Annotated in this window: 24 protein-coding genes; 15 read left to right on the forward strand and 9 right to left on the reverse strand. The window is 71.0% G+C overall.

Annotation, left to right across the window (positions count from 1 at the left end):
- Positions 1-21: 21 nt before the first annotated feature.
- Together ABZ470_RS19825 and ABZ470_RS19830 are read left to right on the forward strand one after the other, a co-directional pair.
- Positions 22-426, forward strand: a complete 405-nt coding sequence (locus ABZ470_RS19825) for a RidA family protein (RefSeq protein WP_352010765.1) — start codon at positions 22-24, stop codon at positions 424-426.
- Between the two features lie 109 nt (positions 427-535).
- A complete protein-coding gene (locus ABZ470_RS19830) occupies positions 536-1,783 on the forward strand; it encodes an MFS transporter (protein ID WP_362912711.1) in 1,248 nt (415 codons plus the stop codon).
- 7 nt (positions 1,784-1,790) lie between these two features.
- On the opposite strand, the gene ABZ470_RS19835 is transcribed toward ABZ470_RS19830, so the two are convergent.
- From ABZ470_RS19835 to ABZ470_RS19850, 4 genes are all read right to left on the reverse strand, one after another.
- Positions 1,791-2,429: an XRE family transcriptional regulator gene (locus tag ABZ470_RS19835; RefSeq protein ID WP_362912713.1), complete on the reverse strand. Its 639-nt coding sequence runs from the start codon at positions 2,427-2,429 to the stop codon at positions 1,791-1,793.
- A gap of 47 nt (positions 2,430-2,476) precedes the next feature.
- Positions 2,477-5,371 carry an AAA family ATPase gene (locus ABZ470_RS19840; protein ID WP_362912715.1) on the reverse strand — a complete coding sequence of 965 codons (2,895 nt, stop codon included), beginning with the start codon at positions 5,369-5,371 and terminating at the stop codon, positions 2,477-2,479.
- A gap of 116 nt (positions 5,372-5,487) precedes the next feature.
- Positions 5,488-5,661 (reverse strand): hypothetical protein, encoded by a 174-nt coding sequence (locus tag ABZ470_RS19845; protein ID WP_352010761.1) that lies wholly within the window; start codon positions 5,659-5,661, stop codon positions 5,488-5,490.
- 186 nt (positions 5,662-5,847) lie between these two features.
- Positions 5,848-6,990 (reverse strand): FAD-dependent monooxygenase, encoded by a 1,143-nt coding sequence (locus ABZ470_RS19850; protein WP_352010760.1) that lies wholly within the window; start codon positions 6,988-6,990, stop codon positions 5,848-5,850.
- Positions 6,991-7,212: 222 nt separating this feature from the next.
- Between ABZ470_RS19850 and ABZ470_RS19855 the strand changes: the two genes are divergently transcribed.
- The 5 genes from ABZ470_RS19855 (at position 7,213) to ABZ470_RS19875 (ending at position 12,351) form a co-directional block, all read left to right on the forward strand.
- Positions 7,213-8,760 carry a M4 family metallopeptidase gene (locus tag ABZ470_RS19855; protein ID WP_362912718.1) on the forward strand — a complete coding sequence of 516 codons (1,548 nt, stop codon included), beginning with the start codon at positions 7,213-7,215 and terminating at the stop codon, positions 8,758-8,760.
- A gap of 166 nt (positions 8,761-8,926) precedes the next feature.
- On the forward strand, positions 8,927-9,865 hold the full coding sequence (deoC, locus tag ABZ470_RS19860) for a deoxyribose-phosphate aldolase (RefSeq protein ID WP_352010758.1): 939 nt from the start codon (positions 8,927-8,929) through the stop codon (positions 9,863-9,865).
- Positions 9,866-9,868: 3 nt separating this feature from the next.
- A complete protein-coding gene (locus ABZ470_RS19865) occupies positions 9,869-11,296 on the forward strand; it encodes an aldehyde dehydrogenase family protein (RefSeq protein WP_362912720.1) in 1,428 nt (475 codons plus the stop codon).
- Positions 11,289-11,486 carry a hypothetical protein gene (locus ABZ470_RS19870; RefSeq protein ID WP_362912722.1) on the forward strand — a complete coding sequence of 66 codons (198 nt, stop codon included), beginning with the start codon at positions 11,289-11,291 and terminating at the stop codon, positions 11,484-11,486. Before ABZ470_RS19865 ends, ABZ470_RS19870 begins: the two co-directional genes overlap by 8 nt.
- Positions 11,479-12,351, forward strand: coding sequence for an aldehyde dehydrogenase family protein (locus ABZ470_RS19875; RefSeq protein WP_362912724.1), 873 nt, complete (start codon positions 11,479-11,481; stop codon positions 12,349-12,351). The genes ABZ470_RS19870 and ABZ470_RS19875 overlap by 8 nt, the downstream gene beginning before the upstream one ends.
- 48 nt (positions 12,352-12,399) lie before the next feature.
- Here ABZ470_RS19875 and ABZ470_RS19880 read toward each other — a convergent pair whose 3' ends face one another.
- From ABZ470_RS19880 to ABZ470_RS19900, 5 genes are all read right to left on the reverse strand, one after another.
- Positions 12,400-13,839 carry an amidase gene (locus ABZ470_RS19880; protein ID WP_362912726.1) on the reverse strand — a complete coding sequence of 480 codons (1,440 nt, stop codon included), beginning with the start codon at positions 13,837-13,839 and terminating at the stop codon, positions 12,400-12,402.
- A 47-nt stretch (positions 13,840-13,886) separates the two neighbouring features.
- Entirely contained in the window at positions 13,887-14,084 is a 198-nt protein-coding gene (locus ABZ470_RS19885) for a hypothetical protein (RefSeq protein ID WP_352010753.1), read from the reverse strand.
- Positions 14,077-14,928 (reverse strand): SPFH domain-containing protein, encoded by an 852-nt coding sequence (locus ABZ470_RS19890; protein WP_352010752.1) that lies wholly within the window; start codon positions 14,926-14,928, stop codon positions 14,077-14,079. The genes ABZ470_RS19885 and ABZ470_RS19890 overlap by 8 nt, the downstream gene beginning before the upstream one ends.
- 233 nt (positions 14,929-15,161) lie before the next feature.
- On the reverse strand, positions 15,162-17,660 hold the full coding sequence (gene hrpB / locus ABZ470_RS19895; RefSeq protein WP_362912728.1) for an ATP-dependent helicase HrpB: 2,499 nt from the start codon (positions 17,658-17,660) through the stop codon (positions 15,162-15,164).
- Positions 17,661-17,744: 84 nt separating this feature from the next.
- Positions 17,745-18,584 (reverse strand): undecaprenyl-diphosphate phosphatase, encoded by an 840-nt coding sequence (locus ABZ470_RS19900; protein WP_362912730.1) that lies wholly within the window; start codon positions 18,582-18,584, stop codon positions 17,745-17,747.
- A 149-nt stretch (positions 18,585-18,733) separates the two neighbouring features.
- On the opposite strand from ABZ470_RS19900, the gene ABZ470_RS19905 reads away from it, so the two are divergent.
- From ABZ470_RS19905 to ABZ470_RS19940, 8 genes are all read left to right on the forward strand, one after another.
- Complete coding sequence (locus ABZ470_RS19905) at positions 18,734-19,225, forward strand: SigE family RNA polymerase sigma factor (RefSeq protein WP_352010749.1); 492 nt, start codon at positions 18,734-18,736, stop codon at positions 19,223-19,225.
- Positions 19,222-20,340, forward strand: a complete 1,119-nt coding sequence (locus ABZ470_RS19910) for a hypothetical protein (protein WP_362912732.1) — start codon at positions 19,222-19,224, stop codon at positions 20,338-20,340. The genes ABZ470_RS19905 and ABZ470_RS19910 overlap by 4 nt, the downstream gene beginning before the upstream one ends.
- 184 nt (positions 20,341-20,524) lie before the next feature.
- Positions 20,525-21,499 carry an alpha/beta hydrolase gene (locus ABZ470_RS19915; RefSeq protein WP_352010747.1) on the forward strand — a complete coding sequence of 325 codons (975 nt, stop codon included), beginning with the start codon at positions 20,525-20,527 and terminating at the stop codon, positions 21,497-21,499.
- Between the two features lie 251 nt (positions 21,500-21,750).
- Entirely contained in the window at positions 21,751-21,936 is a 186-nt protein-coding gene (locus tag ABZ470_RS19920) for a PspC domain-containing protein (RefSeq protein WP_352010746.1), read from the forward strand.
- Positions 21,937-21,952: 16 nt separating this feature from the next.
- Positions 21,953-22,594, forward strand: coding sequence for a lipoyl(octanoyl) transferase LipB (gene lipB, locus ABZ470_RS19925; protein ID WP_352010745.1), 642 nt, complete (start codon positions 21,953-21,955; stop codon positions 22,592-22,594).
- A 123-nt stretch (positions 22,595-22,717) separates the two neighbouring features.
- Positions 22,718-23,539: an MEDS domain-containing protein gene (locus ABZ470_RS19930; protein WP_352010744.1), complete on the forward strand. Its 822-nt coding sequence runs from the start codon at positions 22,718-22,720 to the stop codon at positions 23,537-23,539.
- On the forward strand, positions 23,536-24,495 hold the full coding sequence (locus tag ABZ470_RS19935) for a sensor histidine kinase (RefSeq protein ID WP_362782780.1): 960 nt from the start codon (positions 23,536-23,538) through the stop codon (positions 24,493-24,495). Before ABZ470_RS19930 ends, ABZ470_RS19935 begins: the two co-directional genes overlap by 4 nt.
- 603 nt (positions 24,496-25,098) lie before the next feature.
- Positions 25,099-25,477, forward strand: a 379-nt coding sequence (locus tag ABZ470_RS19940) for a hypothetical protein (protein ID WP_362912735.1), incomplete at its 3' end; no start/stop codon positions are given.

Below are 25,477 nucleotides of genomic sequence, written 5' to 3' on the forward strand. Positions count from 1 at the left end.
CACAGCACAAGGAACGGGACCATGACATCCATCGAGTTCGGAACGCCCTCGACCCTGCCGCCGACCAACGGCTACAGCCACGTGGCGAGCATTCCCCCTGGTAGCAGGATCGTGTGGACCTCGGGGCAGGTCCCGATCGACGCCGAGGGGACGGTCGCGACGGCGGGTGACTGGGAGGCGCAGACCCGCCAGGTCATGCGGAACGTGGGAGCCGCCCTCGAAGCGGGCGGGGCGACCTGGGACGACGTCTTCAAGTTGACGATCTTCGTGGTGGACACCTCGGCGCTGGCGACCGTGCGGGCCGTACGGGACGAGTTCATCAACCTGGAGCGTCCTCCGACGAGTTCCCTCGTCCAGGTCGCGGGCCTGTTCCGGCCTGACATCCTCATCGAGATCGAAGCCGTGGCCGCCATTTCCGAATCGTAGGGAAACCGCGGTAGGCCGTCTCCGGCGGAAGAAAATCCCTTAGTAAGAAGATTGTTTTTCGATAGCATCGGGACCGCCTCGTTCAGTTTCCATGACACGGAGGTGGACGATGGCGGACGCCCGGGCCGACGGCGCCACCGAGGGAAATCCGCCGGTGGGTGTGCGGACTCCGCGGTTCCGGCGGCTCTGGTGGTCGTGGACGATCTCGTTGTGCGGGGACGGGGTGCGGTTTCTGGCCCTTCCCCTCTATGTCGCGCTGCGCAGCAGGGATCCGCTGGCGACGAGCGCGGTGGCCTTCGCGGAGACGTTGCCGTGGCTGCTGGGCGCGTTGCCCGCCGGGGCCGTCGTGGACCGGTCGCCGCCGCGGACCGTGCTGGTCGCCGCGCACGGGGTGCGGGCCGTACTGACGGCCGTGCTGGTGACGGCCATGGCGGCGGGCGCGGACTCGGTGGCGTTGCTGTGCGTCTTCGCCTTCCTGCTGACGCTCGCCGAGACCTTCGCCGACCCCGCCTCCCAGGTCATGATGGTGCACCTGGCCGGACCGGATGATCTCCAGGAGGCGAACTCCCGCTTCTACGCCGTCAACACGGTGGCCATGACCGTCATCGGTCCCCTCGCCGGTGGCCTGGTGATCGCCGTCAACCCCGTGTTGGCCTTCACCGTCGACGGGCTCAGCTTCGTGGCGGCCGCGCTGCTCGTGGCCACCCTCCCCGCCTTCCCCGCCGACGCCGGGGCGACGGGTACCCGGCTGGTGGCGGGGGTCGGGGAGAGCGTCCGTCTCCTGCTGGGACACCCCGGGCTGCGCACGCTCGCCACCATGGTGATGGTCGCCGGTGTCGCCTCGACCGCCTTCGACACCCTGCTGCCGCTCTACGCCGTCGACAGCCTGGGCATGGGCCCCCGTACGGTCGGGTCGCTGGTCATGGCGTTCGGCGTCGCCACCCTGGCGGGAACCTGGCTGGCCCCGCGCCTGGCCAGGCGGGTCTCCGACGGCCCGGTGATGATCACGGGGATGGTCGTTTCCGGCGGCGGGATCACGCTGGTCGGCCTGGTGGGCACCGTCGCCGCGGCCTGGACGGGTGTGGCGATGATGGGCGCGGGCGTGGGGCTGTGGAACGTGCTCTCCGCGACGCGCCGCCAGCGCCTCACCCCGCCGGGCGCGATGGGCCGCGTCTCTGGCGCCTACCGGATGATGGCCTGGGGCCTCATGCCCGTGGGCAGCGGGCTGGCGGGAGTGCTGGCCGCCGCCACCACGTTGCGGGTTCCCATACTGGTGGCCGGGCTGGCCACGATCCTGACCATCGCCCTGCTCGCCGTTCCCCTGCTCAGGACGGGTCCCGCGCGGGAGACCCCCTGAACGGGGCTCAGTCCTCGGAGAAGGAGATCAGGGTCAGGACGCGGCAAGGGAGGGCGCCGGTGACGTAGAGGTGGTCGGACTCGGAGGCGAACCGCAGGGCGTCCCCCGCGGCCAGGGTGACCGACCACTCCGCCGTCTCGACCGTCACCTCCCCGGAGACCACGTAGGCGTGCTCGACCGACCCCCGGCCGTGTGAGCTCTTGGCACTGCGGGTCCCGGCCGGGATGTCACCCTCGGCCAGTTCGAAACGGCGGCGGTCGGGGGCGGCGAACAGGGTGCGGACCGCGCTGTCACCGACCAGCAGGGGGGCGTTCTCCCCACGCCGGACGACCTCGGGCCCCACCAGGTTGACGCGGGTCAGCTCGCCGAAGGTCAGTTCGAGGGCGGTGGCCAGCCGGGAGAGCACCTCGACCGTGGGGTTGGCGACGCCCCGCTCGACCTGGGAGATCAACGCCTTGCTCACCCCCGTCAGCTCGGCCAGCTCACGGACGCTGAGACCGCGTGCCAGGCGGACACGGCGCAGGTTGGCGGCGATCGCCTCACGCACCCCGGCCGCCTCGGCGGGGGCGTCACGTACGGCGGGAGCCGCGAAGGCGGCCGCGAGAGAACCGGTCACGTCGAAGGCGGCGCCGTTCTCGCTCCGCATGGCTCCCCCTCACATGGCTGCCCGTACGCATCACATGATGCAGGATGTCAGCCGATGAGGGCGAGGCGATGGGCCGCGGCGGCGGCCTCGCCCCTGGTGGAGACACCGAGCTTGCCCAGGATGTTGGAGACGTGCACGCTGACGGTCTTGGCCGAGATGAACAGCTCGGCCGCGATGTCGCGGTTCGACCGTCCCTGGGCGACCAGACGGAGCACCTCCTGCTCACGAGGGGTCAGCGGCGCCGTCGCGGAAGCCGTTGCCGGCGCCGTCGCGGCCGGGACGCCTTCCCCGGTGAGGGAAACCCCGATCCTGCGGGCCAGCGCCTCGATCTCCGCCTGCAGGGGCCGGGCCGACAGCGCGACGGCGATGGGGTGCGCCGTGCGCAGCCGTACGGCGGCGCCCTCACGATCACCCGCGCCCGCCGCCGCCCGCCCCGCGTGGAGCAGCGACTTGGCACGGGGGTGGGGCCGGTCGAGCCGTTCCCAGGTGATGGCGGCGGCGTCGTGGTCACCGTTGACGCTGAGCCGGTAGGCCTCGGCGACCGGGCTGTGCACGCCCATCGTGGCCCCGACCCCCTGGACCTGGGCGCGCAGCGCCGTCGCGCGCTCAGGAGCGATGGGCTCGGCGGCCTCGGCGACCGCGGCCAGCAGGGAGAGCACCCGCCAGCCGAGCATGGGCTTGCTGGTGATCTGCGCCTCCCCGACCACCCGTTCGGCGACGTCGAGCGCGGCCAGGGGTTCGCCGTCCAGCAGGTGCAGGCCGATCCTGAGCCGGGAGTTGGCCGAACGCTCCTGGGTGAACTCGTCCAGGACGGTGAACGCCTCGACCTCGTTCAGCACGGACCTGACCACCTCGGTCTCACCCCGGGCGACCGCCACGTCGGCCCTGATGCGGCGCAGGTGGTGGCGGGTGCGCAGGGTGGGGTCCATGGTGAGCGCCTGCTCGGCGAGCTGGGCGGCCTCCTCGAACCGGCCGAGCGACTCAAGGGCCTCGGCCCGGTTGTTGGCCAGGAACGTCCCCGAGACGCGGTAACGGCCGTACTTCCTGGCCAGTTGCTCGCCTTCGAGCGCCAGCTCGACCGCCTCGGCGGAGCGGCCCATGTTGTTGAGGGCGTCCACGGTGTTGCTGAGCGCCCGCAGGACGATACGGCCGGAGGCCTTGCGCAGGCCGATGGCCTGGGCGGTCTCGTTGATGGCGACCGTCTCCTCAAGCCGGCCTTCGATGGAGGGGCCGAGGGCCAGGTTGAGCAGCAGGTCGGCTTCGAGGCACTCGTCGTTGTGCTCGCGGGCGATGCGCAGCGCCTCCTCGGTGAGCGCGGTCCCCTCCGTCACCTCACCGCTGAAGATCAGGTAGGACCCCAGCTTGGACAGCACCACGGCGCGTTCCGGACTCGGGTCGGGGACCAGGCGCGCCGCGTAGCGGAAGTGGTCGAGAGCTCCCGGCCTGCGCTTCGACATCTTGAACTGGGCAAGCCGTACGAGGAGCTCGGCGACCCGGCCTGGCTGGGTCTGCTCGTCGAGTTCGTCCAGCGCGGCCTTGACGAACTTCATGCCGCGGTCGATCTCACCGCAGGAGTGGGCGGCCTCGGAGGCCTCTTCGAGGACCGTCGTGTGGTCGACGCCGATGCGCGAGGAGGCGTCGGGAACCTTGTTCCACAGCGTGAGCACCCGTTCGAGCAGCTGCATCTTCTCGTTGTAGGCGAAGGTCCTGGACGCCTTGGCCGCGGCCTCCCAGGCCGAGATGAGGGCCCACAGGTCGTCACGGGCGGAGTACCAGTGGTGGGCGATCTCGATGGCGGCCCGGCCCATGGGGACCAGGGTGCGGTCCCTGCCGATCTCCTCGGCGAATCGGGCGTGCAGCCGTACGTGCTCGCCGGGCAGCAGCTCGTCGTGTACGGCTTCGCGGATCAGGGCGTGCCGGAAGGCGTAGGCGCGGCCGTCGGCGACCTGGAGCACGTTGGCCGCGATGGCGGGCCGCAGGGTGTCCTCAAGATCGACGTCGGACAGGCCGCTGACGGCGGCCAGCAGGTCGTGGCCGACCCGGATGCCGCCCGCGGCGGCGATGCGCAGCAGCCGCTGGGTCTCGTCGGGCAGCTGTTCGACGGCGCCGAGGATCAGGTCGTGCAAGGAGTCGGGGTAGGAGGAGTCGACGCCGCATTCGAGCAGCGCCTCGACGAACAGGGGGATGCCCTCGCTGCGTTCGAAGACCTGTCCGACCTGGGAGAACTCCGGGGTCGTGCCGAGGATGCCGGCCATCTGGGCGGCGACCTCGTCACGGGTGAGCCTGGGCAGCTCCAGCCTGGCGACCCCCTCGACCCGGCCGAGCTCGGCCAGGACGGGACGGAGCGGGTGCTGGCGGTGCAACTCGTCCGAGCGGTAGGTCATGACCATCAGGACCGGGGCGGTACGGAGGTTCCGGCTGAGGAAGGCGATCAGGTCACGGCTCGACCGGTCGGCCCAGTGGATGTCCTCGATGACCAGGATCACCGGGTTGCGCTCGGCCAGCCGTTCCAGAAGGGTGAGGATCTGCTCGAAGAGCCGCCCCCTCGCGGTGTCGGTCTCGACCTCACCGCTCGGCTCGCCGAACTCGGGCAGCAGTCTGGCGAGGTCGCGCGCCCCGCCGACCGGCAGCAGCGCCGCGACCTCCTCGGCACTCGTCTCACGCACGAGCTGGCGGATCGCCGCGGTGAACGGCGCGTAGGCCAGGCCCTCCGTCGACAGTTCGACGCAGCCGCCGATGAGCACGTGAGCCCCCCGGCTCGCGGCGCGCTCGGCGAAGAACCCGATCAACCGTGACTTGCCGACCCCCGCCTCGCCCCCGAGCAGCACCGTCGCGGCCGCGGTGCTCCGGGCCTGCTCGAACGACTCGGACAAAGCGGCGAGTTCTATCTCCCGCCCTACGAAGACGGGGCTTGCCGCCCGACCCACCATGTCTTCCAGCATGTCATGCCTTATACGAACTCTTCTTCCCATTTATCTCTCGGCGGAAGAGGTGACGACCTACGGGGGGTGGAGGGCCCGGCCGGGTGAATACCGGTGGCCGGGCCCTCGTGACGTGGTCATGCGGAAGCGGGCTTGCGGAACAGACCCCTGCGGCGCTCACCGGAGGACTGTCGCTTCTGCTCCGCCTCCTGCCGCCGGGTGGCCTCACGGGCGCGGCGGTACTCGACGGCCTCTCTGCGAAGGTCGGCGGCGCGCTGCTCGATCAGCTGGTGGTGGAACTCGGGAGCCATTTCGGCTTCCTCCTCACGGGGCGACTGCCCCCGGTGGTGCGATTTCCTTACACCTTCGAGACTCCTCCTAAGGCCCCCGTCGCCACATCGGACGGATGCCTTATCTCCACGGCCCCGGCGGTCGGGGGCATACCTAGGCCGGGGCGGGGCCGCCTTAGGCCCCCACGGGTTCGGCCCCGCAGAGGCCTATCCCGCGCGCAGGGAGCGCTTCAGCCGGGCGGCGGCGGCCACGGCGGGCCACAGGCGGGTGGCGAGGTTCCGCGCCAGGATGCCGCCCCGCGTCGCGGGCACCATGAGCGCCGACGCCTGCCCGACGGCCCGCTGCCTGGGCTCGACCAGGCGCCGGTGGGTGGCCTCGTACCGGCGGAAGGCCGCCTGGGGGTCGTCCGGACTCGCGGCGAGCTTCTCGGCGAGGGTGAACGCCCCGGCCATGGCCATGGTGGAGCCGTCTCCGAACAGGGAGACGCAGGACGCGGCGTCACCGAGGAGGACGACCCGGCCGTTCCACCAGCGCGGCAGGCTCACCCGGCTCACCGAGTCGAAGTAGAGGTCGTCGGCGGCGCGCACCCGCTCCAGGAGTTCGGGCACGCGCCAGGAGACGTCCGCGTACGCGCGTGTCAGCAGCCGCTTGTGCTGCTCGACGTCGCGGTGGTCGAAGCCGGGTTCCGCCGGGCTGCGGTACAGGAAGAACGCGCCGCTGGGCGTGGAGCTGACGGCGACCGCCTTGCCGGGGACGTTGTGCATGAGGATGTCCCGGTCAGGCCCGGACCGGCCGGGGAACGGCAGCGTCGCGACGTAGAGACCCATGTGGCGCATGAGTCCGTCCCCCGTGCCGAACGTCAGCCGACGGGTCAGCGAATGCAGGCCGTCGGCGCCGATCACCACGTCGAAGCGGCGGGGCCCGGCGCGCTCGAAGGTGACCTCGACCCCGCGCCCGTCACGGTCGAGGGTCACGACGGAGTCGTCGAAGAGGAACTCGGCGTGGTCGCGGCTCGCCTCGTACAGGATCGCCGCGAGATCACCGCGCGGTACCTCGACCTCGTCCGGCTGCTGGAAGGCGCGCATGTCCATCCGGCCGACCCGCCTGCCCGCCGCGTCGACGAAGGTGAGGCCCGTCGTGCCGGTGGCGGCCTCGCGCAGCCGGGACAGGACGCCCATCCGTTCCGCGACGCGTACGGCGGGGCCTCTGACGTCCACCGGGTTCCCGCTGGAGCGCGGCGTTCCGGCGCGTTCGACGACGGTGACCTGGAAGCCGTGCCTGGCCAGCCAGTAGGCCGCCGTCGGCCCGCCGACACCGGCTCCGGAGATCAGGACTGTCCGCTCGGTCATGACACCTCACTAACCGGATGAAACTCCTCCGCCTAACCGGTCGTGCATGGGAATCGATGTCAGCATCGCCGTTCCGGGATTTCCGATCAAGAGCGAGGCTTCCTGAGAAAGCATCCATACGTCGGAAATATGGATGTTTATGGGGTTCTTCCGGGTTGTTTCCGGTGCCATGTTTGAGGCAGCCCGGCCGGCTGTGGCTCCTGACCGAAGGAGTCTTCAAGGATGAACCCCAGAACGAAGTTGGGCGCCGTCGTGGCCGTGGCCGTGATGGGGGTGTCCGGGCTGACGGGAAGCGCCGGAGCCTCCCCGGGAACACCGGACCAGCGCGCGGTCGCCGGCGCGGACAGGAGCATCCGCGAGCACGCGGAGGAACTCCGTCTCGCGCCGGGAGACGCCCTCACCCCTCCCACGATCACCTCGGGGCCGGGCGGCCTGCGTTACCTGCTCTACCGGCGGACCCACCACGGGCTGCCGGTGCACGGCGGTGAGGTGATCGTCGCCACCGACAGGACGGGCACCGTGGTCAACGCCGTCGTCACCGGCCAGCGGGCCACGCTGAACCTCGGCGCGGCGGGCGTGACGCCACGGGTGAGCGCCGCGGAGGCCGCCGCCAAGGCCCTCGGCGAGACCGCGGGGACGGGGGAGAAGGCCGGCACGCCCAGATTGCTGATCCATGCGACGACCGACCACCCCAGGCTGACCTGGGAGGTCGTCGTCACAGGAGGGACGCAGGCGGCTCCCGTCTCACGGCGTGTCTTCGTGGACGCCCTCGACGGGACCGTCGTCGAGTCCGTCGACCAGATCGCCCACGGCCTCGGCAACAGCCGCTTCAACGGCAACCCGGTGACCATCCGGACCCTTGGGTCCGGAGGACGCTATTCCATGATCGACCCCGACCGCCTCCATCTACAGTGCGGGGGCCTGTCGGGCACCGCCTACACCAAGTCGACCGACAACTGGGGCAACGGGCAGGGCACCAACCTGGAGACGGCCTGTGTCGACGTCCTGTTCGGAGCGCAGAAGTTCTCGGACATGCTCAAACAGTGGCTGAACCGCAACGGTGTCAACGGCGCGGGAAATAGCTATCCGGCACGGGTCGGGCTGAACGAGGTCGACAGCCACTGGAACGGCAGCACAGTCTCTTTCGGCCACAACCGGGCGAACCGCGAGCAACTCGTCTCGCTGGACATGGTCGCCCACGAGTACGGCCACGCCGTCTTCGAGACCGTGGGAGTCGGCGGACCCCCGATAGACGACGAGGAGAAAGCGCTGGCCGAGTCGACCGGGGACATCTTCGGCGCGCTGAACGAGCACTACGTCAACCACCCGGTCGCCCTGGACGAGCCGGACTACCTGGTCGGTGAGGAGGTGAACATGGTCGGCACCGGCCCGATCCGTTACATGTTCAACCCGTCCCTCGCGGGCGACCCGAACTGCTACCCGGTGCCCTGGAACGTCGATCCGCACAGGGCGGCGGGGCCGCAGAACCACTGGTTCTACCTGCTGGCCGAGGGCACCAACCCGGTGGGCAAGCCGACGAGCCCGGTCTGCGGGGGTCCCTCGACGCTGACCGGCATCGGGATCGTCAAGGCCGGGCAGATCTTCTACTCGGGGCTGAGGCTCAGGACATACCCCTGGACGCACGGCAGGAGCAGACAGGCCACCGTTTACGCGGCCAAGATGCTCTTCGGCTGCGCGGAGGTGACCGCGACCAAGGCGGCGTGGACCGCCGTCAACGTCGGCCCGCAGCCCGGTGAGGCCACCTGCTGACCCCTGGGCGGGCGGGGTTTTTTCAGCCCCGCCCGCCCCCTCAGGGGGAAGATCCATCCGATTTCCCGAAGGAATCGGCGAATGTTGACGAAAACCGGTGCCGTGACTGGCCGACACCCGGTTTGGAACTGAAGACACCAGTCGGCATGCTGGAGAGGTGTCGACTATGACTCCTTCGCTCGCCGACGTGGCCTCGTCCAACGTCGCGTTGCGAAACCTCCTCCACGGCCTACCCGGTGTCGACCGTGTGGGCGCCGACCAGCGAGCCGCGACGCTCGGCACCCGATCGATCAAGACCACGTCCAAGGCGCTGGCCATCGACCTCGCCATCCGCATGGTGGACCTGACCACCCTCGAAGGGGCCGACACGCCGGGCAAGGTGCGCGCGATGTGCGCCAAGGCGGTCCGCCCCGATCCCGGTGACCCCTCGGTGCCGAAGGTGGCCGCGGTGTGCGTCTACCCCGACCTGGTCCCCCGCGCGGTCGAGGCGCTCGCCGGTTCCGGGGTGCGGGTCGCCAGCGTCGCCACCGCCTTCCCCAGCGGCCGTTCCTCCCTGGACGTCAAGGTCGCCGAGACGGCCTTCGCGGTCGCGGCGGGCGCCGACGAGATCGACATGGTGATCGACAGAGGCGCCTTCCTGTCCGGCGACTACCTCAAGGTCTTCGAGGAGATAGCCGCGGTCAAGGCGGCGTGCGGTACGGCGCACCTGAAGGTGATCCTGGAGACCGGCGAGCTGGTGACCTACGACAACGTACGGCGCGCGGCCTGGCTGGCCATGCTGGCCGGAGGCGACTTCGTCAAGACCTCGACGGGCAAGGTGCAGCCCGCCGCGACCCTGCCGGTGACGCTGGTGATGCTTGAGGCGGTCCGCGACTTCCTGGCCGTCACGGGCCGCAAGGTCGGGGTGAAGCCCGCGGGCGGCATCAAGACCACCAAGGACGCGATCAAGATGCTGGTGCTCGTCAACGAGACCGTCGGCGACGGCTGGCTCGACCCCGCCTGGTTCCGGCTCGGCGCCTCAAGCGTGCTCAACGACCTGCTGATGCAGCGTCAGAAGCTGGCCACGGGCCGCTACGCCGGTCCCGACTACTTCACCCTGGACTGATCGATGTTCGAATACGCACCGGCCCCCGAATCCCGCGCCGTCGTCGACATCAGGCCCTCCTACCGGCTGTTCGTCGGCGGCGAGTGGGTCGACTCCCAGGGCGGCACCGCGCACAAGACCGTCAACCCCGCCTCCGAAGAGGTCCTGTCCGAGGTCGTGTGGGCCACCGAGACCGACGTGGACAGGGCGGTCGGCGCCGCACGCAAGGCCTTCGGCGCCTGGTCGGCGATGCCGGGCTCCGAACGGGCAAAGTACCTGTTCAGGATCGCCCGCATCATCCAGGAACGCTCGCGTGAGCTGGCCGTACTGGAGACGCTCGACAACGGCAAGCCGATCCGCGAGTCCCGTGACGTGGACCTGCCGCTGGTGGCGGCGCACTTCTTCTACTACGCGGGCTGGGCCGACAAGCTCGGGCACGCGGGGTACGGTTCCGACCCCAGGCCGCTGGGCGTCGCGGGCCAGATCATCCCGTGGAACTTCCCGCTGCTCATGCTGGCCTGGAAGATCGCCCCCGCGCTGGCCTGCGGGAACACGGTCGTGCTGAAGCCCGCCGAGACGACCCCGCTGACCGCGCTGCTGTTCGCCGAGATCTGTCAGCAGGCCGACCTGCCGCCGGGCGTGGTCAACATCGTGACCGGCGCGGGCGAGACCGGCGCGGCCCTGGTCGACCACCCCGACGTGAACAAGATCGCCTTCACCGGTTCGACCGAGGTGGGGCGCCGGATCGCCAGGTCCGCCGCGAGCTCCGGCAAACGGCTCACCCTTGAGCTCGGAGGCAAGGCCGCCAACATCGTCTTCGACGACGCCGCGCTGGACCAGGCCGTCGAGGGCGTCGTCAACGGCATCTTCTTCAACCAGGGGCACGTGTGCTGCGCGGGCTCCCGCCTGCTGGTCCAGGAGTCGGTCGCCGAGGAACTGCTCACGGCACTGAAGCGGCGCCTGAGCACACTGCGCCTGGGCGACCCGCTGGACAAGAACACCGACATCGGCGCGATCAACTCCGCCGCCCAGCTCGCCAGGATCCGTGAGCTGTCCGACGCCGGGGAGGCAGAGGGGGCCGAACGCTGGTCCCCGGTGTGCCCGCTGCCGGAACGGGGCTTCTGGTTCCCGCCGACGATCTTCACCGGGGTGGCGCAGTCGCACCGGATCGCGCGAGAGGAGGTCTTCGGGCCTGTGCTGTCCGTGCTGACCTTCCGTACGCCCGCCGAGGCCGTGGAGAAGGCGAACAACACCCCCTACGGCCTGTCCGCGGGGGTGTGGACCGAGAAGGGCTCACGCATCCTGTGGATGGCGGACCGGCTGCGCGCCGGCGTCGTGTGGGCCAACACCTTCAACCGGTTCGACCCGACCTCGCCGTTCGGCGGTTACAAGGAGTCGGGATACGGCAGAGAGGGCGGACGACACGGGCTGGAGGCGTATCTCGATGTGTGACCACCGCGAGTCCCGGCGCCGTCGCCGCCGTGGCCAGGCGACCAGGGGACACGGCTTCGCCAGGGCGGGCCGTCCCGCGCTGCGCGGCTGGTTCGCCCACCGGTGCGGGGTGAGCCGCTGCGGTCAGGTCTTCGTGCCCGCCCGGCTCTCGCAGCAGGAGAGCACGTGGAGAGGGCGGGGCGATGAGTAAGACCGATCCCGTACGGCTGGCCGTACGCAAGACCTACAAGCTGTACATCGGCGGGGCGTTCCCGCGCTCGGAGAGCGGAAGGTCCTATCCGGTGACCTCCTCCAAGGGCGACTTCCTGGCCAACGCCGCGAAGGCGTCCCGCAAGGACGCCCGGGACGCGGTCTCCGCGGCCCGCAAGGCCTTCCCCGGCTGGTCGGGCGCGACGCCGTACAACCGGGGTCAGATCCTGTACCGGGTGGCCGAGATGCTCGAAGGGCGCCGGGCGCAGTTCGTCGCGGAGCTGGTCGCGGCGGGCGCGGGCCGGGCAGAGGCGGGCAGGAACGTGGACGCGGCCGTCGACCGGCTGGTCTGGTACGCCGGATGGTCCGACAAGATCACCGCGGTGGCGGGGGCGGCCAACCCGGTCGCCGGGCCGTACTTCAACCTCTCCACGCCCGAGCCGACCGGGGTCGTCGCGGTCGTCGCGCCCGAGGACCCGCTGCTCGGCCTCGTCTCGGTCGTCGCCCCGGTGATCGTCACCGGCAACACCTGCGTCGTGGTCGCCGGTGAGCGGGCGCCGCTGCCCGCCGTCACGCTGGCGGAGGTGCTGGCCACCTCCGACCTGCCGGGCGGGGTGGTCAACGTGCTGACCGGCTCGACGGCGGAGATCGCGCCCTGGCTGGCCTCGCACATGGACGTCAACGCCCTCGACCTCACCGGCGTCGCGGACGCGGAGCTGGCGGTCACGTGCGAGGAGGCCGCGGCGGAGAACCTCAAGCGGGTCCTGCGCCCGGTGCCCGTGACCGACTGGTACGCCGACCCAGGAACCCGGCGGATGACCACCTTCCTGGAGACCAAGACGGTCTGGCACCCGACCGGCGTGTGACCGCCCCGGTCCGTGGCGGAACCCTCCGCCACGGACCGGCGGACCCCTTCACGAAGGGGCGTGGCGGAGCCAGGGGTGGGCGGCCTCCAACTGCTGGGCCAGGCCGAGCAGGCGGGCCTCACCTCCCGGCGGGGCGACGAGCTGCACGCCGATGGGCATGCCCGTCGAGTGCCAGCCGTACGGCACGCTCATGGCGGGCCAGCCGGCCATGTTCCAGGCGCCGGTCGCCGGGGCGTAGGTCAGGTTGACGCGGGTGTTGTCCAGCAGCCCCCGGCGGCCCCAGCGTTCGGCGGGGGGAGGGGAGGCGGCGAGCGTCGGGGTGATGAGCACGTCGGCCTTGCCGAACCAGTGGTCGGCGCCCCGGGCGCGCCAGCGTTCCCTACCTCGCGAACCGTCCTTGCCGATCCTGGCCAGCAGCCTGCCCGCCCTGGCCAGTGCCCGGGTACGGCGCTCAAGTCTGCGGGAGTCGAGTCCCCGGGTCTCGCGCAGGGCACAGGCGAACCAGGCGGCGATCGTGGCGCTGCCCAGCCAGCTCGGCAGCCGCGTCTCGTGCTCGACCACGGTGTGCCCGGCGGCGGCCAGGGTGTGGCCCGCCTCGACGACCGCCCGCTGCAGCTCGGGGTCGATCGCGAAGCCCGGCGGCACCGGCAGGCGGGCCACGCCGATCCGCAGTCCCGAGGGGCGCGGCGGGATCGGCGCGCCACGTCCTCCGTCGCTCCACAGCGCCCCGTCGTCGGCAGAGGAGCCGGGAGAGCCGGGGGAGCCGGACGTGCGGTGGGAGGTGGTCGGCAGGGCCAGGGACATGTCGCCCGCCATCACCGCCAGCGCCAGCGCCAGGTCGGTCACGGTCGTGGCCAGCGGGCCGTTCTCCGCCATGCTGTACCAGTCGTGCTCCGGGGGTGGGACGACCTTCTGGCCGGGCTTGATGGCGACGATCCCGCAGCAGGCGGCGGGGACGCGCAGGGAGCCGAGGCCGTCGGTTCCGTGGGCCAGCGGGACCATCCCGGCGGCGACCGCCGCGGCGCTGCCGCCGGAGGAGCCGCCGGGGGTGCGCCGGGGATCCCACGGGTTGCGGGTGACGGCGTAGACGCTGTCGCAGAAACCGGCCAGGCACAGTTCGGGCACGTTGGTGATCCCGACGACCACCGCCCCCGCCGCCCTGAGCCTGGCCACCACCGGGTGGTCCTCGGCCGCCGCGACGGAGGAGGTGGCCGCGGAGCCGTTCCGCATGGACTCGCCCCTGACCGCGACGACGTCCTTGATCGCGACGGGCACGCCCGCGAGCGGCAGCGTGGCCAGGTCCTCGCGTTCCTGCAGGGCCCGCGCCTCGGCGAGCGCCCGTTCCGTGCGGACCCTGCGGAAGGCCCCGATCCGTCCGTCGCGTTCGGCGATCACCCGGAGGTGGTCCTCGACGACCGAGGGGGCGGTGACCTCCCCCCGGCGTACGGCCTCGGCTATCTCGGCTGCGGACCTTCCCACCCAGGACATGAACCGAGTGTTATCCGGCAAGTGCGCCAGGGGAAGCGCATCACATCTCAATCAGATGACTTGTCCGGCTCATCGGCGTTATCCGCCCCGGCGCGCCGCAGATCGCGGCCCGCCCCCTTGAGCGCCAGGCGCAGCGCGTACTCCAGTTGGGCGTTGACGCTCCGCAGATCGTCGGCCGCCCACTTGGCGATCGCCTCGTAGACGGCCGGATCGAGTCTGAGCAGGACTTTTTTCCGCTCAGGCATACAGGCTGCCGGCGTTGACCACCGGCTGGGTAGCCCGGTCGCCGCACAGGACGACCAGGAGGTTGGACACCATCTGGGCCTTTCGCTCCTCGTCGAGCTCCACGACGCCCTCCTCGGCCAGCCGGTTGAGTGCAAGCTGGACCATACCAACGGCGCCGGAGACGATGTGCGTGCGAGCCGCGACCACCTGGGCGGCCTGCTGGCGGACCAGCATGGCCTGGGCGATCTCGGGGGCGTAGGCCAGGTGGGTGATGCGGGCCTCAAGCACCTCGACCCCGGCCAGTTCGGTGCGGTCGACCAGTTCGGTGGTCAGCTCGGCGGCCACCTCGGCGCCGTCGCGCAGGCTGGTGCCGCTGCCCTCGTGGGAGTCGTAGGGGTGGCTGGTGGCCAGGTGCCGCACGGCCGCCTCCGACTGGATCGCGATGTACTCCTCGTAGTCGTCCACGGAGAAGGCCGCCTTGGCGGTGTCGGTCACCCGGTAGACGACGACGGCCGCGATCTCGACGGGGCTGCCGTCGGCGTCGTTCACCTTGAGCTTGGCCGTCTCGAAGTTGCGCACCCGCAGGGTGATGCGGCGCCTGGTGGTGAAGGGAAGCACCCACTGCAGGCCCGCGTCGTTGACCGAGCCGACGTAGCGGCCGAGGAACTGCACGACCTGGGCCTCGTTGGGGTTGACCACGACGAAGCCGCTGCCCAGGACGACCAGGGTCAGCACCGCCACGACCCCGGCCACGATCTTGACGACGTCGCCGCCGGAGAACGCGATCCCGGCCAGGACGGCGAGGAGGACCAGAAGTCCGAGGAGAACGGCGAAACCGTTGATCCGGAAGGCACGTCGTTCCATGTGCTCCACCTTTGCTATCGGAGTGATATCACTAAGATAGCGCGTGATCATCGATGTGTGAACCGGAATTCGGCACGCTCGGTGACGGAGAGGACGGCCAGGGACTCTTCGCCCAGCGTGTGGCCGGTACGGCGGGCGGCCCGGGGCGCTTCACCCGGCGCTGAGGGCCCGGGGGCGAGGGCCGCGATGAGGGTCCGCGGTGGGGATCTGTGGTGAGGGGCGGTGGTGAGGGGTCAGCGCCGGGGGTTGGTTCGGCGGGTGGCCGTCGCGGACAGCGGGTCCTCGGGCCACGGATGCCGGGGATAGCGCCCGCGCAGCTCCGCCCTGACCGAGCGGTAGCCGTCGCCGCGCCAGAACGAGGCCAGGTCGTCGGTGACCGCGGCGGGCCGCCCGGCGGGGGAGAGCAGGTGGACGACCGGCGCGACCCCCGCGATCCTGGGCGCCTCGTCCCAGCCGAACAACTCCTGGAGCTTGACGGCCAGCACCGGCCGCTCACCCGAGTAGTCGACCCTGATCCGCGACCCGCTGGGCACCTCGACCCGCTCGGGGGCGGTCTCGTCGAGGCGCGCGCTCCACGGAACCAGCCGGCCCAGGGAGCCGGCCACGTCCAGCCGTTCGAGGTCGGCCCTGCGACGGGCCCGCGACAGTTCGGGCTCAAGCCACAGATCGACCGCGTCGAGCAGGGCGTCGTCGTCCACCGCGGGCCACGGCTCACCCAGCGCCCGGTGGCAGAAGGCCAGCCGTTCCCGCAGGGCGACGGCCTCGGGGGTCCAGCGCAGGATCGACAGACCCTCGGCGCGCAGGCCGGACAGGAGCGCGGGCCTGACGTCGGCGTCGGGCAACGGGACCGAGGACAGCTCGACGGCGCCCAGGCGTTCGACCCGGCGAGCCGAGACGTCACCGCGCCGCTCACCCGGCGGGACCCGCCACACCACCTCCTCCGCACGGTCGTACAGAGGGGAGGCGGCCAGCCTGGCGGTCTCCTCGTCGATCACCACGGCCTGCCTGACCCGGGCGGCGGCCGACCCTGCGGGCCGGTCGGCGACCGCGACCGCGAGCCACGGCGCGCTCCCCAGCCGCGACCCGGAGGGCAGTTCGGCGGCCGTCCCCGAGGCCATCAGATAGGAGCCGCCCCGGCGCCTGGCCACCCGCTCCGGATAGGCCAGCGCCACCACCAGCCCGGCCACCGCGTCGTCCCCCATGCCCGAAGGGGAGGCGCGACCCGCGTCGCGGGCCAGCCGCCGCGCCTCCTGACGCCAGCGGGCGGCGAAACCGTCCCCGCCCCGCCGTACGGCACGCCAGAACGCCACCAGGTCGTCCCCCGCGTCCCCCGGCAGCCGCTCGGACAGCAGCGCCACCACCTCGGCCGCCTCCGGCCCCACGTCCAGCAGGGCCCTGGCCAGTCGGGGATGGACCCCCACCCCGGCCATCTCCCGCCCCCTCGGTGTGACACGGCCCCCGGGGGAGTCGAGGGCGCCGAGCGCGTGCAGGGTACGGCGGGCCGCCTCCATCGCGGCGGCCGGAGGGGGATCCAGCAACGCCAGACCGCTCGCGGAAGGGTCCCCCCAGCAGGCCGCCTGTAGGGCGAAACCCGTCAGATCGGCCAGTGCGATCTCGGGCGCGGAGTGCTCGGGCAGCCGCTCGTGCTCGACCGGCGACCAGCACCGGTAGACCACCCCGGGGGCCTCGCGCCCCGCCCGGCCCGCGCGCTGGGTCGCCGAGGCCCGGGAGAGCCGCACGGTGGTCAGCGAGCCGAGCCCCCTGGCGTGGTCGGTCCTCGGCTCCCTGGCCAGCCCGGAGTCCACGACGATCCGGACCCCGGGAACGGTCAGGCTCGACTCGGCGACCGAGGTGGCCAGCACCACCCGCCTGCGCGTGCCCGGCGAGAGCACGGCCTCCTGGACCCGGGCCGGGGCCTGGCCGTGCACCTGGAGCACCTCGACGTCCCCGAGGGGATGCGCGGCCACCCTGGCGATCTCCCCGACCCCCGGCAGGAAGCACAGCACGTCCCCCTCGTGCTCGGCCAGCGCCCGCCGTACGACGGCGGCGACATGGGCCAGGAAGGCCGGATCGACCCGCAGGCCGTGCGGGGGAGCGACCGTGGCGGGGGCGGGCGCCCAGACCGGGGTGACCGGGTGCGCGACGCCCTCGGCCCGCACGACCGGCGCGGGCGGCCCGTCCTGGCCGAGCAGCGCCGCCAGCGGAGCCGCGTCCGCCGTCGCCGAGGCCGCCACGATCCGCAGGTCGGGCCTGAGCGCGGACCTGACGTCCAGCAGGAAGGCCAGGGCGGTGTCGGCGTCCAGGTGACGTTCGTGACACTCGTCGAGCAGCACCACGTCCACACCGCCGAGTTCGGGGTCACGCTGGAGCCGCCGCAGCAGCACACCCGTGGTGACGACCTCGACGACCGTCTCGGGCCCCGCCCGCCGCTCCCCCCGTACGGCGAAGCCGACCGGCCCGCCGACCTCGGACCCGAGCAGCCACGCCATCCGCCGCGCCGCGGCCCGCACCGCCATCCTGCGCGGCTCCGCCACGATCACCCTGCGCGGCTCCGTCGCGACGAACGGCCGGACCGGCGGGTCACCGACCAGCCCGGCCAGCGCGAGCGGGACGAGCGTGGTCTTCCCTGTCCCCGGCGGCGCGGTCAGCACGGCCGTGCCGTACTCGTCGAGGGCGGCGGACAGCTCGGGCAGGGCGTGTCGGACGGGGAGGGCGGACCAGTCGGGGCGCACGGGGAACTACCGGGATCTCACGGGGTTCTCGTGAGGCTCCGCCGGGGACCTCACGAAGGGCTCTGCCGGGGTTCTCACGGGGCCTCAGGACATGGGGTCGAGGACGCCCGTGCTCACCAGGGCGATGATGACCAGGCCCAGGATGATCCGGTAGATCACGAAGCCGGTGAACCTGTGGGTGCTGATGTACTTCAGGAACCACGCGACCGCCGCGTAGCCGACGACGAACGAGATCACGGTGGCCAGGATCGTCGGCCCCCAGTCGGGGCTGTCGGCCTCACCGATCTTGAACAGTTCCAGCACGCCCGCGCCGAGCACCGCCGGGATGGCCAGCAGGAAGGAGTACTTCGCGGCCTCCTCCCTGCGGTAGTCGAGCAGCAGACCCGCGCTGACCGTGCCGCCGGAGCGGGAGACGCCGGGGATGAGGGCCAGCGACTGGGCGAAGCCGTAGATCAGGGCGTGCGGGAAGCTGAGGTGGCGCTGCAGGGTCAGCTTGTTGCGGGCCGTACGGTCGGCGAACCAGAGGATCACGGCGAAGACGATCAGGGTCGTGGCGATCAGCCGCAGGTCGCGGAAGACGGTCTCGATGCTGTCCTTGAACAGCAGGCCGAGCACGACGATCGGCAGCGTGCCGACGATGATGTACCAGCCCATCCTGGCGGCGTGGTGGGAGCGCAGGTCAGGCGTCCACAGGGACCTGACCCAGGTGGAGATGATCTCCCAGATCTCCTTGCGGAAGTAGATGACGACCGCCGCCTCGGTACCGATCTGGATCACGGCGGTGAACGCCGCGCCGGGATCGGTCCAACCGAACAACGCGGAGACGACTCTGATGTGGGCGCTTGAGGAGATCGGCAGAAACTCCGTCAACCCCTGAACGAGGCCGAGGACCACCGCTTCGAACCAGCCGATCAACTTGGGCACCTTCCGTCCCGGAGTACGTGCGTGACGTAGGCGAGGCTAGCGGAGCCGGGCACCTGACGTGACCCGGTCATTCGGCCGATACGCCGGTGTCATCCGAATCCGTGGGCCAACCGGTAGTCCTCCATGAGGACGTCACTCTGGAGGACAAGATGACCGAGTTCACGGAGTACGTCGCGCAACGTCATGAACGGTTGCGAAGAACGGCGTACCTCCTCACCAGAGACTGGGCGATCGCCGAGGACCTGGTGCAGACGGCGCTGGCCAGGGCATGGCTCGCCTGGCGCCGGATCGACGGCGACCCCGATCCGTACGTGTACCGGATCATCGCCAACACCCATGCCTCCTGGTGGCGGCGACGCTGGCGGGGCGAGGTCCCGACGGAGGTGATGCCCGACCGGGACGACGGACGGGACTTCACCCGGGAGATCGGCGACCGGGACGCGCTGTGGACGGCGATCGGCACGCTGTCGGGGCGTCAGCGCGCCGTGGTCGTCCTGCACTACTTCGAGGAGATGACCCTGGCCCAGGTCGCCGGCGTGCTCGGCTGCTCGGTCGGGGCGGTCAAGAGCCAACTCGGCAGGGCACTCGCCCGGCTGCGGGTCGACCAGGGGGTTCGGACGATGACGGGAGCACAGCGATGAGCCACACCGAGCACGACCTGAGGGAACTGCTCGCCGAACGCAGCACGGGCGGCCACGGGGGCGGCGCCCGGCTTGAGGACATCCTCACCGAGGGCAGGAGGATCAGACGGCGCAGGTGGGCCACGGTGGGAACGGTCGCCGCCGTGACCGCCGCCGCGCTCGTCCTGACGCCGACCCTGCTGTCCGGCGGCACACGGGACGGCGGCACGCGGGGCGGCGGCAGCATCATGGCCCAGGTGGGCGAACCGATCAAACAGGTGGGCGAAGAGGGAGTACGGCTGGCGGGCGTCCGCTCGGAGGAGACGGGGAAGGCGGAGCGGCTCTCGTTCGTCCCGAAGAGCGAAAAGACCTCCTACCGCGTCAACTGCGCCCACGCGAGCCGGGTGTTCGTGCACTACGGCGACCGGGTGGACGTGGGCACCTGCGGGGAGAACGAGCGGGGACAGGAGTGGACGGCGTTCGGCAGCCTCGACGGGCTCACCGCCGGGGTCCCCGTCACGGTCGAGGTGTTCACCGTCCCCACCACGGTCGAGGACACCCCCAAGGATCCCTCTCCCGAGGAGCAGTCTCCCCAGGGGTACGACCGGGCGCTCGCGGACGCCGTTCGTGGCCCCGCCCTGTGGGAGATCGCGATCCACGACCAGGGGGTCTCCACCGCCTCCTGCTCGCCGGACATCTGCCTGGACAACGGAGCCCGCCTCGCGACCCAGGGCGAGTTCAACCTCGGGGGCCTGCCCAACAGCCACCAGGTCGCGGGCGGTCACCTCACCCAGATCAACGAGAAGCACGCCTTCCAGGGCGCGGTGGAGGGCAAGGGCCGGGTGTACGTCCGCTGCGAGGGAGAGGATCTGCACGCTCTCATCTGGGCGGACAAGGCCGACAGGACCGGGGTCCTCGCCAGGTCCGCACCCTGCGGCGCCAAGCCCGTCATGTGGGAGTTCTTCGCCAACGGTTCGGCGGAGGTCACGGTCGCCGTCGTACGGCGCGACCGGCTGCCGCGCGGGGGTGACCTCGGCTCCGACCTGCAGGCCGCCTCGGGGGAGGCCGACCGCCTGCTGTCCGGGCTCAGGCCCGAGGCGGGGTCCTGGCACGTCGCCCTGCAGCAGCTGGACTAGCCGGCGTCGAAGTGGGCGTTCGACGGCCGGGCGCTCCGGCCCCTGTCCGCCTTCCAGAGGCGGACAGGGACCGGACCAGGAAATCGTATATAAAAATCGTATATCGAAGAGGGGCCAGGTGAAGGGGGAGAAAAGGGCGATTTAGGCTGTCCCTGCCTGCCGTTCCACAACGACCGAGGTCCCCATGACGACTGTCTCCCCCGTCCCCTTCGACCCCGAGCTCGGACAACTGCTCGCCGCGATGCGCGGCGACAGCCCGCCCCAGCCGTTGAACGCCGAGACGCTGGCCGCCTCCCGGGCCGGGCTTGAGGCCATGGCCCAGCCCGCCGCGGTGGTCATCGGCGACCGGCCCGTCGAGGCCGAGGAACGCACGATCCCGGGCAGGCCGGGAGCCCCCGACCTGGCCGTCACCATCCTGCGGCCCAAGGAGCGCGTGCCCGGCGCACCGGGCCTGTACAACATGCACGGTGGCGGCCTGGTCATGGGCGACCGGCACATGGACACCCCCCGCCTGGTCGACATGGTGGTCGAGTTCGGCTTCGTCGTGGTCAACGTCGAGTACCGCCTCGCGCCGGAGAACCCCGGAACCGGGCCTGCCGAGGACTGCTACGCCGGCCTGCTCTGGACGGCCGACCACGCCGAGGAACTCGGCTACGACCCGGAGCGCCTGATCGTCATGGGCGGCAGCGCCGGAGGCAACCTGGCCGCCGCCATGTCGCTGATGGCCCGCGACCGCAAGGGTCCCAAGCTGGCCGGGCAGCTGCTGCTGGTCCCCATGCTCGACGACCGCAACGAGTCCGTCTCGACCCACCAGTACGACGGGATCGGCACCTGGGACAGGGCCGCCAACCTCTTCGCCTGGAAGTCGGTCCTCGGCGACGGGGTCGGCGGCCCCGACGTCTCGCCGTACGCCGCTCCCGCCAGGGCGACGGACCTGTCCGGCCTGCCCCCGGCGTACATCGAGCTGGGCTCGGCCGAGCTGTTCCGCGACGAGTCGGTCGAGTACGCCAGCCGTATCTGGGCGGCGGGCGGCGAGGCCGAACTGCACGTGTGGAACGGCGGCTTCCACGGCTTCGAGATGTACTTCCCGGACAGCGGGCTCGGCCGTGACGCGCTGCGGACCCGCGACACCTGGGTACGCAGGATCCTCGGCCGCTGAGGTTCCCACCCGGACGTGACCCACAAGGGCCGTGACCCACAAAGGCCGTGATCCATGCGGGCCGTGACCCGCCTGGGTCGCGGCCCGTCCATGTCGCCGACCGTTCGGCCGCCGGTTCGCCCTGGGTGCCGGTTCGCCTTGGGTGCCCGCCCGTCGAACCCTGTCAGGGTTTTCTCAGGGTCGGCGAGGGAACGGGGGTTCTCCCGCCACTCGTTGAACCAGACGAACAGACCACGACACGGGGAGAAGAAGTGCACCGTTCGAGAAACCACAAGATCATCGCTGGAGTCTGCGGCGGCATCGCGGAGAGCCTCGGCTGGTCACCCACCGTCGTACGGATCCTCTGGCTGCTGCTCTCCCTGCTGCCCGGCCCCATGTGGGTCGCCTACGTCCTGATGTGGATCTTCCTCCCCAAGGCGCCGGCGACTCGCTACTGACAACTAATCTGGGGGCATGAGGGAACGGCCGCTGACACTGCTGCAGGACGACCTGGTCGACTACGAGAAGGCGATGGAACGGATGACCGACCTGGTCGGTCAGCGGCAGCGCGACGAGCGCTCCGACACGCTCTGGTTGCTCAGCCACCCGCAGGTCTACACCGCGGGCAGACGAACCCTGCAGCAGCATCTGCCCGACCCCTCCCACGGCATTCCCGTCGTCAACACGGGCAGGGGCGGCCAGCTCACCTACCACGGCCCCGGACAGCTCGTCGGCTACCTGATCGTCAAGCTGGGCGACGACGAGGGGATCGTCGACTACGTCCGTGAGGTGGAGCTCAGGCTGGTGCGGGCGCTCGACGCGCTCGACGTCCCGGCCGAGCGCCGCGACACCCCGCCCGGCTCGCCGCTGCTCACCGGCGTCTGGACGAAGCGAACCGGGCGGAAGATCGTCTCGATCGGCATGCGGCAGAGCCGTGGCGTGACCAGTCACGGCTTCGCCCTCAACGTCGACGGCGACCTGACCCCGTGGGGCTGGGCGGTGGCCTGCGGCATGCCCGAGGTGGACATGACCTCCCTGGACAGGGAGATCACCTCGACGACGGGCGTCATGGACCGGGTCAGGGCCGCGGTCGCGGCGGCCTTCGAGGCGAGCTGACCCCTTCCCCCGGCCTTCACGACCGCCTGGCCGTACGGTTCCGGCGGGCTTCGTGGGGCAGTCGGCTGATCCAGGCGCAGTAGGCTACGCCGGGGTGACGCGGCGAGAGCGGGGTGGTTCGCGGTGCGGAAGTCAGGCACTACGCCGACACTCGACCTGGTCGACGTCGGCGAGCACGTGTGCTGGATCGTCGAGCCCCACCAGGGATACGCGGCCGTGACCTCGGCCTTCCTGGCCGACGGTGAGCTGTTCGGCGACAAGGTCGTCATCGTCGGCTCGCCCCTCGACCCCATCGCCTCCGCGGAGGTCCCCAGGGACGCCACCCTCGTCGACCCCCGCTCCGTCCTGGGCGACGGCCCGACCCCCGACCTCGGCCCGATGCTCGGTCTCGTACGGCGCGAGGCCGACATGGCGGGACGACAGGGATATCGAGCCCTGCGCGTACTGGCCGTGATGGATCAGCTCGTCCCACCCGAGATCGGGATCGAGGCGCTGATCGACCACGAACTGCGCCTCGACCGGTTGGTGGCCGACCACGAGGCCATCATGGTCTGCGCGTACGGCCACGACAGCTTCGGCGCCGCGACCCTTGACCATGTGGCGTGTGTGCACCCCAGCGAACTGGGTACCGGACGCGCGGGACCGTCGTTTCGGATGTTCAGCTCGGGGCCCGGAGACTGGGCCGTGTGCGGAGTCGTCGACTCCGACGGAGCCGCGGCGTTCGGTGCCGCCCTGGCCGCCGCGACGGCGCTCTCACCGACATTACGGCTCCATCTCGACGAGCTGGAGCTGATGGACGCCGCCGGAATGCGCGCGCTCGTCGAGGCCGCCGCTGACACCTCGGTCCACCGGATCACGATCGAGGGCGCGAATCCGACAGTGAGGTCGTGCTGGGAGATGCTCGGCTACGGCAACTGCGAGATACGCGTGGAGCTGACGCCATGACTACCGAGACCACCGGTGTGATGGACACGGCCGGCCTGCGCCATGAGCTCTACACCTACTCCGGGGAGGAGCAGTTCCTCGCCGGGGTCCGCTCCTTCATCGACGACGCCCTAGCGGCAGGGGAGATCGTCCTGATCTCCGTACCCGAGGACCGCGAACGGATGCTGCGCGAGGAGTTGCCCGGCACCGACCCCGGCGTGGTGTTCATGGACACCGAGGCGCTCGGCCGCAACCCCGCCAGGCTCATCCCCGCCTGGCAGCGCTGGATCGGCGAACGGACGGCGGAGGGCAGACCGGTGCGCGGCATCGGCGAGACCGACTGGCACGGCCGGGGCGGCGCGGAGATCGAGGAGCTTCGCTACCACGAATGGCTGCTGAACCTCGCCTTCACCGGTTCCCCCGCCTGGTGGCTGCTGTGCCCCTATGACACCGCGACGATCGACCCCGAGACGATGCGGGCGATCAGCCGCTGTCATCCGTACACGTTGACGGACGACGGTTCGCGGCCCTCCTCCGACTACGTCAGGGAACCGTTCTCCTGGGCGGAGCTCGAACCCGCCTGCGACCCGTACGAGGAGTTCCCCTACGCCAGGGGGGACCTCGCGGCCGTCAGGGAGAAGGTGATCGCCTGCGCCGCGCCGCACGGGCTGACGGGAGACCGGCTGCGGGAGACCCTCGTCGCGGTGACCGAGGTCGCGGGCAACAGCATCGCGCACGGCGGCGGCCACGGGACTCTGCGCACGTGGGTGCAGCAGGGGTCGCTGATCTGCGAGTTCCGTGACGCGGGGGTGATGAGCGACCCCATGATCGGCCGCATGGCGCCCTCCCCGCGTTCGCTGCGCGGCCGGGGGATGTGGCTGGTGCACCAGATCTGCGACCTGGTGCAGGTCCGCTCGGCCCCGGAGACGGGCACGATCATCCGCCTGCACGTCACCCTTCCCGGTGTCCTTCCCTGAAGCGTGTGGTTGGGCGTCTTCCTTCGAACAGCGTGGACAGCGGTGTGATCCCGTAGGGGCGCAGTGCGTCGGCCGATTCGGCGGTGGAGGCGAACCCCAGCGTCTCGGCCAGGGTTTCGAGCGCATCCGGTCATCATGCGCTGCCGCGAACGCGCCCAAGACCCGCGCGACGATCCTGGGAAGAGGGCCGGGTCGGCGGGGACGTATCTGCTCGGCCCGCAGGGCCCGGCGCGGGGCCAGTCGGCGGCCGAGGTCGGAGGCCGGTGCGATCGGTGGCGGAATGGTGGCACCGGGAGCCTCATCCTTCGCTCGGTTCCCTGCGATCGAGACGTGCCCCCGAAGGCGAGGCGCCTCCCGCATGCCGTTTTATCCATATTGCTTATCGTGGGTTGTGAGACCTGGGCTGTCCCATCTCCGCGCTTTATGACCCCGCGCCTTTGTATAACTTGTGCGCCGAAACATAGCCTATGCGCCGAAATTGAGTAGTGGAATACTTGCGCCCATCTGGTCGAACCCGACCAGGATCAAAACGAGGACAAAGGCGAGGCTGACCGCGCCCTTTAGTGCCCTGATGACTCGTCTTGAGCGGAGAAGGAGATCTCCATGTCGGGTTCAGGAAAAGCGACACCAGCCGTGTGGCGCTGGACGGCGATATTCGGGGCCTTGATAGGCATGATTATGGTCGGCGCTCTGCTCCCGGCCACCGCCTCCGCGCAAGCGGACGGCCTTCCGGCGCTGACCTTTAACGCAGGGCTACGACCTGCCGCCCCTGCCAACGTGGCCGACACCGGCTCCCGAATCACGCAGGCCGGTGCCGACGCCGCCCTGGCCGTTCACAACCGGAACGGGAAGGCGGACCTCGCCGCGTCCTGGAACAGCGGCGATACGCTGTCCACTGCGGTTTATCTCTCTGATGGCTCGCGGTTTCCGGGGTGGAGTCAGTGGAGCAACCGTGATGGCGGTTGGATTGACGCGCCCAGCC

It is taken from the genome of Streptosporangium sp. NPDC020072 (assembly GCF_040631445.1).
Classification (GTDB): Bacteria; Actinomycetota; Actinomycetes; order Streptosporangiales; family Streptosporangiaceae; genus Streptosporangium.